Source organism: Roseiarcus sp., from assembly GCF_052145395.1.
Classification (GTDB): Bacteria; Pseudomonadota; Alphaproteobacteria; order Rhizobiales; family Beijerinckiaceae; genus Roseiarcus.
The window spans coordinates 1-11869 of sequence record NZ_JBKQOT010000222.1 but is presented as its reverse complement, the minus strand read 5'-3'; the positions used below and the strand labels follow the sequence as shown (position 1 = coordinate 11869).

Below are 11869 nucleotides of genomic sequence, written 5' to 3'. Positions count from 1 at the left end.
ACCAGCGAAGAGGTCAGCGAATGGTTATAAACCATGTCCAGCATCACGCCGCGCCCGGCCGCGTGCGCGGCGTTGACAAACCGCGCCATGGCCGGCGCGCCGCCGTAGTAGCTGTCGATCCCGAAATAGAATGCCGGATCGTACCCCCAGGACTCCGCGCTGCTGAACTCGATCACCGGCAGCAGCTCGAAAATAGTTATCGGCAATGCTCGCAGGTAGCCGGTCCGCCCCAGGCGGCTAATAGGACTCAACTCATCCACCAATAAGTCAAATGGCGTCGGTATTTTCGGTATCGGCGTCCCAACTTGAATATTTGTGAAACGCCGCGTGTGAATTTCGTAAATGAGGAAATTGTCCCAGCCCATCGTCTGCCACTGCTGGGCGTGGCCCGTATCATATACCCCCCCGACGTCAAGCACCATCGACCACGAAGTATTTGCATCGTTCGGATCCTCGCCCGCCGCCGTCACCAGCGAGCCTCCGTCAAACACGGCGCGCGCCCCGGGGTCGATCACCTCCGTGGTATCGTTCAATAAGAAGCGGTATTTTGTATTGGGCGCGGCTTGGGCGGCAGGCACGGCGCACCACCAGTAGAAATCGTCCTCCGTCAGACTCATCGGCACTTGCTGCCGGGTCAGCCTGCCCGCGCCGTTCCCAATCGCGAGAATTAGCGTGGCGCATACCGCATGGGGCGCATGCACTGCGAAGTAAACCTGGTCGCCCAGAAGGGTAGCCCCATGGGGCATCTCGCGCGCCTGGAAAATGCCGGCGTTCGCGACCGGATCCCCGAAGGCCGCCGCCATCAACGCGCTCCGGCTCGGCGGCTCCCCAAATTGGGCCGGGCCACGCTCGCAGAGTCCGTAAATTCCTTCCGCCGCGTAGAGGTTTGTCGTAGAGGCGGTCACGGAATAGATCCGGCTGGTAACCAATTGACCGTACGGTACGGACTCAACCCCGTTCGCGGGGACCAGAGTGAACGTTGTCGCGGTATTGAGATTGACGTCCAGTGTCGCGAGCCAGGTCCCATCCGGCTGCTGTGCCGCCTGTACGGTTTCATCCGGAGGAGGCCCCCCCACGGTGACACTTACGCTAAGTCCCCCTGCAAAAGCCGAGTTATTCGGCTTCGGCGTGATCGAAAGCTGCACCTGTTTCATGGAACCCCACTCCCATCCTTCGAAAACTGGAAGTCAATCAGGCTCCGGATTGGTTCGGTCCCGATATCCTTGAATTTATTGTGGAACCCCGGCGCGTATCCCGATCTTGGAGCCTCCGACGCCGGCGTCCGTGGAATCTTTTGGTGGCTTGTTTGCCTAACGATGCAATGTCCCCGTCTCGGGGAATTTTGCGCATGATATCGTTCTTTACGTTGCGGGTATATATAATATTGATCGGTCAATCTGACGCGGTGAGCACGGGCGCGTTCCCCGGAAATTTGGTGCGCACGGGGACCTGCATCGAGGTCTTCGAGTTCTCTTGAGACTTCTGCATCGTTTGTGCGTCCTTACTTTCGTTGGCAGTTCTTGGCGCCAAAGTCTCGTGCACAAGCCGGGCTAGGTTCCGCGATTGAGCGCGTCGGCCGCGATGGCGAGGGGCAACACGAGGGAGAGAGGCGCATCGTCCATGCGCAGCGCGCCGTAGCTTTCGTACCAACGCGCGCCGCGGTCGTTTTTGGCGCCGACCAGAAGAGCGACGCGTGCGACATCTTCCGCGACGCGGATGCAGTAATCAGTTTGTCAAGCGCCTCGCCGCGCTACCCGCGCTACGCCTTCTTCACCCGGACGATCACGTCGATGGCGGCGATGCGCATGCCGTCGGGAGGCGGAATGTCGATCGTGGGCAGCCACTCGTCGGGAATGTCCGACAGTTCTTCCGTATCTTCACGGTAGAAATGGAAGTGCGGCCCGGTCTTGGTGTCGTACCAGAGCTTTGCGTCGTAGATGGCGATCTCGCGCAAGAGCCCGCAACGGGCGAACTCGTTCAGGGTATTGTAGATTGTCCCGAGCGTCGGGGCGAAACGGATCGTCCGCGTCTCCTGGTAGATCATCTCCGCCGTGAAATGCCAGTCTCCGGCGCCAAAAATCACCCGGCCGAGATCGACGCGCTGCCGCGTCGGCCGAACGCCTGCCGCTTCGAGCTTGCGGCGGATCAAGCCGTCGATCGCCTGCTCCTGCGTCTTGAGCCTCACTTCCATCCCAACAACGTCTTTCCGCCGTCCTTGTCTGTCGCGAACCGGACACGCGTGTCTGGTAACGGTCGCTTTTCTCCAACGAAAATTCATGCAGCAATTCCCGGGCCGTTGGCAAGGCCCGACCCTTACGCCTATTGTCGCGGGCGTGGAGGTAGGCGGCGATGGCGATCACGGGTGGATGTCTTTGCGGCGCGGTGCGGTTCGCAATCGACGCGGACGCGCCGATCGGCGTACGCCAGTGCTGGTGCCGAGTCTGCCAGTATCTCGGCGCCGGGAGCGGCACGGTCAACGCCATTTTCCCAAAGGAGGCCGTGACGGTGTCGGGACCGCTGACCGATTACGTCGCCACGGCCGACAGCGGCTCGACCATGCACCGAAGATTCTGCGCCGGGTGCGGCACGCCGGTGTTCAGCGAGGCCGAGCCCCGCCCGCATCACATCATCGTGCGCGTCGGAGCGTTCGACAACCCCGATGTCATGAGACCCGCAGCGATCATCTGGGCGAAATCGGCGCCGGGCTGGGCCTGCCTCGACCCGAACCTGCCCCAGACCGAGGGACAAGCGCCGCCGCCGTCACAGAGTTGAAAACGTCACAAGGGCGATGCATGCATGGGCGTGCGCTTTAGTGGCGCGACTCGCCCATGAAAGTTTTCACGATGTCTTTATCCCTCACCCAATCCAGCGTGCCCGTCTTCGAGCGTTCCCTGACGGCGTTTCTTGGCGTCCTCGACAAGGCCGAGGCGCACGCCAAGGCGCGCAAGTTCGATCCGACGAACTACCTTGGCATGCGGCTCGCCCCGGACATGTTCCCGTTCGTCCGGCAGGTCCAGAATTTCTGCGACAACGCCAAAAACGCGCCGTCAAGGCTGGCCGGCGTCGCGGCGCCGGTTTTCGAGGACAAGGAGGCGACGTTTGCCGAATTGCGCGATCGCATCGTCCGGACGCTCGACTATCTGAAAACGCTCGATGCGAAAGCGATCGACGCGGCGCTCGACCGTGAAATCGTGTTCGCGGTTGGCCCTAACGCCAAGATGAAGATGCAGGGCGGGAACTACCTTTTGCACTGGGTTCTCCCGAACTTCTATTTTCATCTGACCACCGCCTACGACATTTTGCGCGCGGCCGGGGTCGAGATCGGCAAGCGCGATTTCCTCGGCGCCGTCCCGGGCGTTCTGCCTGCGTGATCGCCTGCGTAGAAAGGACCAGAAGCCGATGAGCATCACGAGATTGCACGCCGGCCCGCGCATGTCGCAGGCCGTGATCCACGGGGACACGGTCTATCTCGCCGGCCAGGTCGCCGATCAGGCCAAGGGTCAAAGCGTTGGCGAGCAGACCCGGGAGATCCTCGCCGCAATCAACCGCCTGCTCGGCGAGGCCGGCTCCGACAAGACGAAGATTGTCTCGGCGACCATCTATCTCGCCGACATCGCGACCTTTGCCGAGATGAACGCGGTCTGGGACGCCTGGGTCCCGGCGGGTCATGCGCCGGCGCGCGCGACCGTCGAGGCCAAGCTCGCGGCGCCGGCCTACACGGTCGAGATCGCCTGCATCGCCGCCCGCGGCTGACGGGGCGAACGGAAGGACACGCGATGGTTAAAACCCTGGCGGAAACGATCCTCAAGGGCGCCTTCGAGCGAGTGGCGACGCCCGCCGAGGCGGTCGACCGGCTCGCCCGCCTGTACGACGACGCGACGCAGGCGCTCCGTTCCGCGGTCGAGCGCTTTCTCAAGACGGGCGAAGCGCCCTCCGCCGCGACGCGGGCGCTGTTCCGCTACCCCGAGCTGCGCCTGATCTACGAGCCGAGCGTCCCGCCGCCCGTCAACCCGCGCGCCTACGCCAAGTTCAGCGAGGCCGGCGTCTACTCGATCACGGTGACCCAGCCCGCGGATTTTCGCGCCTATCTGCTCGAGCAGCTCGAGCCGCTGGTTTCCGAATACGGCGCGCATATCGAAGTCGGCGTCGGGGACCAGGAGATTCCCTATCCCTACGTGATCGAGAGCGGCGACGAGCTGACGCGCGGGGGGGCCGACGCGGCCGAACTCGCCCGCTACTTTCCCGTTCCGTCGCTGGCGACGATCGGCGACGAAACCGCCGACGGCGAATTCGTCCACGACGACGAGCGGCCGCTGGCCCTGTTCGACGCGCCGCGCGTCGACTACTCGCTCCGCCGTCTGGTGCATTACACCGGGTCGGACTGGCGGGCGATACAGCCGTGGGTGCTGCTGACCAACTATCACCGCTATGTCGATCAGTTCGTCCAATGGGGCCTGAAGCAGCTCCATGCCGATCCGTCGGTCGAGAGGGTGGTCCTGCCCAGCAATGTGGTCATCGACCGGTCAATGTCGCCCGAGGAGGCCGAGCTCAAGGCCATGAGCGTGGCCTGGCACCGCTTCCAGATGCCGGCCTATCACCTGATCCGCAGCGACGGGCGGGGCGTCACCCTGGTCAACATCGGGGTCGGGCCGGCGAACGCCAAGAACATCACCGACCATATCGCGGTGCTTCGCCCGCATTGCTGGCTGATGGTCGGCCACTGCGCGGGCTTGCGTCAGTCGCAGCTCATCGGCGATTACGTCCTGGCGCACGCCTATCTGCGGTGCGACCACATCCTCGACGACGCCGTGCCCCTCATGATGCCGATCCCGGCGATCGCCGAGGTGCAGGTGGCGCTGCAGCAGGCGGTCGCCAAGGTGACCGGCGAGAAGGGCGACGCGCTGAAGCGGCGGTTGCGCACCGGCACGGTCGTCACCAACGACGATCGCAACTGGGAGCTGCGCTGGTCGAAGGAGCGCCGGCTCATCAACATCTCGCGCGCGATCGCGGTCGACATGGAGTCGGCGACCGTCGCGACCCAGGGCTTTCGGATGCGGGTGCCCTACGGCACGCTTCTGTGCGTCTCCGACAAGCCGCTGCACGGCGAGATCAAGCTGCCCGGCGCCGCCAACGCCTTTTACGAGCGCGCGATCGGGGAGCACCTGCAGATCGGCATCGCGGCGATCGGCTTTTTGCAGAGCATCGACGAGACGCTGCACTCACGCAAGCTCAGGAGCTTCGACGAGCCGCCGTTCCGGTGAGCTTCGTCCCTTCGCCCCGCGAAAGCGGGGAGAAGGCGGACGCGCCGAATGTGCGGCCGGATGGGGCTGCGCCAGCGCTCAAATCTGGCCGCCGCCTTCTCACCCCCGAGGGGCCGGATGAGGGGCCGCCCTGATCTCAGACGCTGGCGCCGCCCCTCACCCCGGCCCTCTCCCCGCTTCGCGGGGCGAGGGGAATTTACTGCACCACCACCGGCGTGCCGATGTGGACGCGGCTGTAGAGGTCGATCACGTCCATGTCGCGCATGCGGATGCAGCCTGAGGACACGGCCTGGCCGATTTCCGACGGCTCGTTGGTGCCGTGGATGCGATAGAGCGTGTCCGTGTTGCCCTGGAACAGGTACAGCGCGCGAGCGCCGAGCGGATTGTCCCACCGGCCCTCGAGCGGCCCGTGCTGCTTGTAGACCTGAAACTGCGGCCAACGCTCCATGATCGAGGCGGTCGGCATCCAGGTCGGCCATTCCTTCATCGCGCCGACCGTGGCGCGTCCGGTCCAGCCGGCGGCTTCAGAGCCCGTCGCGACGCGGTATTGGATCGCCTTATTGTCCGGAAGGACGAGGTAGAGATACTTCGGCCCGGTGTCGACGATGATCGTGCCGGGCCTCTCCTTGGTGTCGTACGCGACGATATTCCGGTAGTCGGGAATGCGGTACTCGTCCGGCTCGGCCAGCGCCATCATCTGCTTGTCGCGCTCGCTGAGCTTCGGGTCGGGCAGCCCGGATTGAATGATGGACTGACACCCGCTCGTCAGCGCGGCGATCGCCAGCGCCGCCCCCAGAAAGATCCCGTTCGCCTTCATGCCGACCCCGCTCGCCTCAAACGATTAACGCTTCCGTTACCATAAATCCCGACGGTTTAAATAAAGCTTCCGTGCCGCAATGGCAAAACGGCTGCAATTCCAAGACGCCCATTAACTAAATGTGTTCCGCTTGGCTAGACCCGATCCTTCACATTTTCGCGCTTTTTTCGCCTCGATAGGCTTTTGCCGCCCGCGAAACAATCTCCGGGCCCTTCGCGGGTTTTCATGGCGCTTTCCTGGCAAAGTCTCTTGTCGGCGGACCGTCCGATGCGTAGTCACGCGGGAAGCGCGCCGTGACGTCTTGAACGTTCGATCGGGCGCGAAGAGAGAGGCGGCGATGATGAACGAGTGGCCGGAGCGCCTCGTCCTGGTCGGGGCGGGCAAGATGGGCGCCGCCATGGCGGCGGGCTGGCTCGCGGGCGGGCTCGCGGCCTCGTCGCTCACGATTCTCGAGCCCAATCCCTCCGACGAGATCGCCGGGCTCGCGGCGTCGCGCGGCGGTGCGCTGCATACCGCCGCGCCGACGCCGCCCGACGTGCTCGCGCTTGCGGTCAAGCCGCAGTCGCTCGACGCCGTCGCGCCACAAATCGCGCCGCTCGCCGGCGAGCGGACGCTGGTTCTGTCGATTCTCGCCGGCAAGACGATCGCCAATCTGAGGGCGCGCCTGCCGGGCGCCCGGGCGGTCGTGCGCGCGATGCCCAATACGCCGGCTGCGATCGGCCGGGGCGTCACCGCCGCTTTCGCGAGCGCGGCGGTCACGCCCGAGCAGAGGCTCTGGACGGAATGGCTGCTCGGGGCGGTCGGCGCTTTCCACTGGCTCGACGACGAAGCCGCGATCGAAGCGGTGACGGCGATTTCGGGCGGCGGCCCGGCTTACGTCTTTGCGCTGACCGAGGCCCTCGCCGCCGCGGCAGTATCGCTCGGCCTGCCGGCGGATCTCGCGATGAGCCTCGCTCGCGGCACGGTCGAGGGGGCGGGCGAGCTGATGCGGCGAGAGCCGGGAACGCCGCCCTCGGTTCTGCGCGGCAACGTCACCTCCCCCGGAGGCACGACAGCGGCGGCTCTCGCCGTGCTTCAGGGGAACGACGGCATCGACGCGCTAATGGCCCGCGCGGCGGCGGCGGCGCGGGCGCGGGCGGGCGAAATGGCGGGGTAGCCGGCGAGACGTCGGCCGAGGAATTGCTGAGCCCAACTCAAAACTTGCACGACGTCCTTATTAATCGGGAGGAACGCTTCGTCCGCCGGGATCGTGCGCAGCGGCGCATAATAATCCCAGGGCGCCTTCATGTCGGCGGGGCCCTTCACCCGATAAAGCGTGAGATCGTAGAGCACGCGCCCGTCCTCGCGGATCGTGGCCTTCTTGCCGAAATAATCGACCGGCGCAGCGCGCATCGCCTTGTTGACCGCGACCGCGTCGTCCGTGCCCGCCGCGTCCATCGCCTGAAGGTAATGCTTCACCGCGACATAGACCTCCGCCTGGTCCTTGCTCGGCATCGCGTGGCGCTGCTCGAAGAAGCGTCTGGCGAAGGCGCGCGCTTCGTCGTTCTGGTCCCAGTAGAAGCCCGTCGTCACATAGAGTCCCTTGGCGACGTCGAGGCCGAGCGCGTTCACGTCGTCGATGTAGACGAGAAAACCGGCGAGGGTCTGATTGCCGTCGTGGCCGACGCCGAACTCGTTGGCCGTCTTCAGGATGTTGACCAGATCGCCGCCGACGCTGGCGAGGCCGATGATGTCCGCCCCGGACGCCTGCGCCTGCAGGATGAGGGAGGAGAAATCCGAGGCCCCGACCGGGTGCCGGACGGAACCGATGACCTTGCCGCCCGCGGCCTCGATCACCTGGGTCGCGGCCTCCTGCAACGCCTTGCCGAAGGCGATGTCGACGGTAATGAAGAACCAGTTTTTGCCGCCCTCGGCGCTGAGCGCCTTCGCCGTGCCGGCCGCAAGCGCATGCGTGTCGTCCGCCCAGTGGGAGCTGATGGGCGAACAGGCTTTTGTGGTGAACTCGGAGGCGGCGGAAGCGGTGATCATGACGGTCCGGTTCTTCTGTCGCGCGATCTCCTGCACGGCGAAGGCGACCGGCGTCACCGGGAGATCGACGATCGCGTTCACGCCTTCCGCATCGTACCATCGCCGTGCGATGGCGGCGGCGACGTCGGGCTTGTTCTGCGTGTCGGCGTCGACGATCTCGATCTTGTGGCCCTTCACGGCCCCGCCGAAGTCTTCGGCGGCCATTTTGGCCGCAAGGATCGCCCCTGGCCCGGCAGAATCGGCGTAAGGCCCGCTCTCGTCGGTCAGCACGCCGATACGGACCCGATCGGACGCGAACTCAGCCGACGCCGCGCCGGTCGCTATGAGGCAACCCCACAGGGCGAATGCGGCGATGGCGGCGGGGGCCCTTCGCGTCACGTTCCCTCTCCTAAAAGCTGTCGCGGCCCCTCGCATCGGGCTCGTGACGACTTTATGCGCAGACGCGCGCGGATGGGAAGACGGCCGAATCCATCCAATACAGGCGCTTCAGCCGGCCGCGCGGCCCGGCGCCGCCGCTTGGCCGCGGCGGTCGAATCCCTTAGGTTCGAGTCTTCAACGATCAAAAGCGATTGAGGAAACGCATGAGATGCTTTGTTCAGGCGGCGCTGGCCGCCATCGCGCTCGCGATCTCCGCCGCGGGGGCGCTTGCGGCCGAACCCATCAAGATCGGCGCCGTCCTTTCCGTGACCGGCCCCGCGGCCTTCCTCGGCGATCCCGAGCTCAAGACGCTGAAGATCTATGTCGACAAGACCAACGCCGAGGGCGGCGTTCTCGGCCGTCCGCTCGACCTCGTCAGCTATGACGACGGATCGGATGCGGCAAAGGCCAACAGCTTCGCCAGGCGCCTCATCGACGACGATCGCGTCGACGTCATCCTCGGCGGCACCACGACCGGCGCGACCATGGCGATGATCCCCCTGGTCGAGAAGGCCGAAATCCCGCTCATATCGCTGGCGGGCGGCGTCGTGATTGTCGAGCCGGCCCGGAAGTGGGTGTTCAAGGTGCCCCACAACGATCGCATGGCGGCCGAGCGCATTTTCCAGGACATGAAGAAACGCGGCCTGACCAAGGTTGCGCTCCTCTCCGAGACGTCCGGCTTCGGCCAGTCGGGCCGCAAGGAGTCGCTCGCCGCGGCGCCGAAGGCCGGCGTCGACATCGTCGCCGACGAGACCTACGGTCCGAAGGACACCGACGTCACGGCTCAGCTCACCAAGATCCGGGCCGTCGACGGCGTCCAGGCGATTCTCGTTTTCGGCCTGGGCGAGGGTCCGGCGGTCGTGATTAAGGACATCGCGCAGCTCGGCGTCAAGCTGCCGATCTATCAGTCGCACGGCGTGGCGAGCGAACAATTCATCCGGCTTGCCGGCTCTGCGGCGGAGGGCGTTCGGTTGCCTGCGGCGGCGATCCTGGTCCCCGACCAGCTGCCGGATTCCGACCCGCAAAAGGCGGTCGAAAACGACTACGTCGCGCTTTACAAGAGCAAGACCGGCGAGGACGTCTCCACCTTCGGCGGTCACGCGGCCGACGCGTTCAATATCTGGAAGGCGGCGGTCGAGAGGGCGGGCTCCACGGACAAGGCGAAGGTGCGCGACGAAATCGAGAAGACCGCGGGTTTCGCCGGAACCGGCGGCGTCGTCACGATGTCGCCTGAAGATCATCTCGGCCTGAAGACCGAGGCCTTCCACATGATCGAGATCCACGACGGCAAGTGGAAGCTCATCGAATGACGCCTTCAGCGAGGTCGAGGCCCGCGAGGCCTCGCCTCGTCTCCTACGAGCGGCTCTCTCCCCGTGCCCCAGCTTCTGCAATATCTCATCACTGGCCTGACTGTCGGCGCGACTTACGCGCTGGCGGGCTTAGGCTTTTCGATCGTCTACAACGCCTCCCACGTTATCAATTTCGCCCAGGGCGAGTTCATCATGCTGGGCGGCATGATCGCCGCGGCGCTCGCTTCGGCCGGCGCGCCGCTCGTTGTCGCGGTTCCCGCTGCGATCGTCGCGACGGCGTTCATCGGCTACGGCGTCGCAAGGCTCGCAATCCAACCGGCGCGCGACGCGGACGTCACGACGCTCATCATCATCACCATCGGGGTCTCGATGGTGCTGAGAGGCGGGGTGGAGGCGACGCTCGGCAAGGGCGCGCACACGCTGCCGCCCTTCTCCGGGGAGCGGCCGATCCAGATTGCCGGCGCCGCACTCTTGCCCCAGAGCGTCTGGGTGGTCGCGGCGACGCTCGCGGTCGTGGCGGCTCTTGCCTGGTTCTTCGAGCGCACCCGGATCGGCAAGGGCATGCTGGCGACCGCCACCAATCGGCTCGCGGCCGAACTCGTCGGCGTCGATGTCAGGCGAGTCGTCTCGCTGAGCTTCGTCCTGTCGGCCGCCATCGGCGCGATCGGCGGCGCGCTGATAGCGCCGATCGCCAACACGTCTTACGACGCCGGGATCATGCTCGGCCTGAAGGGCTTCGTCGCCGCGACGCTCGGCGGACTCGGCTCGGGCGTCGGCGCGGTCGCGGGCGGGATCGCCCTCGGACTGATGGAGAGCCTGACGGCGGGCTACGTATCCTCCGCCTACAAGGACGCCGCCGCCTTCGTCGTCGTGCTTCTCATCCTCGTCGTTCGCCCGCGCGGAATGTTTGGCGCGGCGACAGCGACCCGGGTCTGACCGTTCATGACCACGGCTGAACCCCTGACGCAACAACCGAGCCGGGGTCGGTCGCGAACCGCGCCGCTCCTCGTCTTCGCGCTGGCGCTTGCGGCGCTTCCGCTTGTCCTTCCGAACGCCTACTACGCGGACGTCGCGATCCGCGTCGCCATCAATGCGACCGTCGCGATCGCGCTCAACCTGCTGATCGGCTACACCGGCCAGATCAGCCTCGGCCACGCCGCCTTTTTCGGGCTTGGCGCCTACGGTTCGGCGATCCTCGCCTCGCGTTTCGACTGGCCGCCGGCGGCTGCGCTCGCGGCAAGCGCGGCCATGATCGGCGGGTTTGCCTATGGCTTGGCCCGCGTCATTCTTCGTCTCGAGGGCCACTACCTCGCCATGGCGACACTTGGCGTCGGCGTGATCGCTACGATTGCGCTGACCAACGAGACGGGGCTGACCGGCGGCCCCGATGGCATGTCGTCGCCGGATTTCACTCTTTTCGGATTCACGGTTTCCGGCGAGAGACAGTGGTGCTGGCTGTTCATGGCTATCCTGGTCGCCGCGCTCTGGCTCGCCGCCAATCTTGTCGACAGCCCGGCAGGACGCGCGCTCCGGGCGCTCAGAGGTTCGGAAACGGCGGCCCGCACCCTCGGCGTCGACGCGGCGTCGTTCAAGGCGCGCGTCTTCACCCTGTCTGCGATTGCGACCGCGGCCATGGGCTCCCTCTACGCCCACTACGTCGGCTTCATCACGCCCTCGCTCGCCGCCTTCCCGAAATCGATCGAGCTCGTGACCATGGTGGTGGTCGGCGGCATGGCGTCGATCTGGGGCTCCGTCTTGGGCGCGGCGCTGTTCTCGCTGGCGCCGGAGCTGCTCGCGCGCTTTGAAGGCTATGAGACGATCGGGTTCGGCGTCATCCTGGTGGCGACGATGATCTTCCTGCCGCGGGGGATTGCGCCGAGCCTCGCCGCGCGGTTTCGGCGAAAGGACTCTTGACCATGTTGCGGGTCGAGAACCTGACCAAGAGCTTCGGCGGCGTCGCAGCCGTCTCGCAGGTCAGTTTCGATGTCGCCGAAGGCGCGATTCACGCGGTTATCGGCCCCAACGGCGCCGGCAAG

At 65.7% G+C, this 11869-nt stretch carries 12 protein-coding genes; 8 read left to right on the top strand and 4 right to left on the bottom strand.

Features of this window, described 5'->3' with window-relative positions; genetic code table 11:
• The coding region (locus ACLP25_RS07600) for an alpha-amylase family glycosyl hydrolase (RefSeq protein ID WP_442468609.1) at positions 1-1154 on the bottom strand (1154 nt) is incomplete at its 3' end.
• 605 nt (positions 1155-1759) lie between these two features.
• Positions 1760-2191 (bottom strand): Fur family transcriptional regulator, encoded by a 432-nt coding sequence (locus ACLP25_RS07595; RefSeq protein ID WP_442468608.1) that lies wholly within the window; start codon positions 2189-2191, stop codon positions 1760-1762.
• Between the two features lie 158 nt (positions 2192-2349).
• Between ACLP25_RS07595 and ACLP25_RS07590 the strand changes: the two genes are divergently transcribed.
• From ACLP25_RS07590 to ACLP25_RS07575, 4 genes are all read left to right on the top strand, one after another.
• The gene (locus ACLP25_RS07590; protein ID WP_442468607.1) at positions 2350-2772 is read left to right on the top strand and encodes a GFA family protein; all 423 of its coding nucleotides are present in this window, start codon (positions 2350-2352) and stop codon (positions 2770-2772) included.
• A 71-nt stretch (positions 2773-2843) separates the two neighbouring features.
• Positions 2844-3371 (top strand): DUF1993 domain-containing protein, encoded by a 528-nt coding sequence (locus ACLP25_RS07585; protein ID WP_442468606.1) that lies wholly within the window; start codon positions 2844-2846, stop codon positions 3369-3371.
• 28 nt (positions 3372-3399) lie between these two features.
• The gene (locus tag ACLP25_RS07580) at positions 3400-3753 is read left to right on the top strand and encodes a RidA family protein (protein WP_442468605.1); all 354 of its coding nucleotides are present in this window, start codon (positions 3400-3402) and stop codon (positions 3751-3753) included.
• A gap of 23 nt (positions 3754-3776) precedes the next feature.
• A complete protein-coding gene (locus tag ACLP25_RS07575) occupies positions 3777-5261 on the top strand; it encodes an AMP nucleosidase (RefSeq protein WP_442468604.1) in 1485 nt (494 codons plus the stop codon).
• A 196-nt stretch (positions 5262-5457) separates the two neighbouring features.
• Here ACLP25_RS07575 and ACLP25_RS07570 read toward each other — a convergent pair whose 3' ends face one another.
• Positions 5458-6078: a L,D-transpeptidase gene (locus ACLP25_RS07570; RefSeq protein WP_442468603.1), complete on the bottom strand. Its 621-nt coding sequence runs from the start codon at positions 6076-6078 to the stop codon at positions 5458-5460.
• 337 nt (positions 6079-6415) lie between these two features.
• Between ACLP25_RS07570 and proC the strand changes: the two genes are divergently transcribed.
• Positions 6416-7234 carry a pyrroline-5-carboxylate reductase gene (gene proC / locus ACLP25_RS07565; protein ID WP_442468602.1) on the top strand — a complete coding sequence of 273 codons (819 nt, stop codon included), beginning with the start codon at positions 6416-6418 and terminating at the stop codon, positions 7232-7234.
• Here proC and ACLP25_RS07560 read toward each other — a convergent pair.
• Positions 7153-8484, bottom strand: coding sequence for an ABC transporter substrate-binding protein (locus tag ACLP25_RS07560; RefSeq protein WP_442468601.1), 1332 nt, complete (start codon positions 8482-8484; stop codon positions 7153-7155). The genes proC and ACLP25_RS07560 overlap by 82 nt on opposite strands.
• 203 nt (positions 8485-8687) lie before the next feature.
• On the opposite strand from ACLP25_RS07560, the gene ACLP25_RS07555 reads away from it, so the two are divergent.
• From ACLP25_RS07555 to ACLP25_RS07545, 3 genes are all read left to right on the top strand, one after another.
• Positions 8688-9833 carry an ABC transporter substrate-binding protein gene (locus tag ACLP25_RS07555; RefSeq protein WP_442468600.1) on the top strand — a complete coding sequence of 382 codons (1146 nt, stop codon included), beginning with the start codon at positions 8688-8690 and terminating at the stop codon, positions 9831-9833.
• Positions 9834-9896: 63 nt separating this feature from the next.
• Complete coding sequence (locus ACLP25_RS07550) at positions 9897-10769, top strand: branched-chain amino acid ABC transporter permease (protein WP_442468599.1); 873 nt, start codon at positions 9897-9899, stop codon at positions 10767-10769.
• A 6-nt stretch (positions 10770-10775) separates the two neighbouring features.
• Positions 10776-11747 carry a branched-chain amino acid ABC transporter permease gene (locus ACLP25_RS07545; protein WP_442468598.1) on the top strand — a complete coding sequence of 324 codons (972 nt, stop codon included), beginning with the start codon at positions 10776-10778 and terminating at the stop codon, positions 11745-11747.
• The last annotated feature ends 122 nt before the right edge of the window (positions 11748-11869 follow it).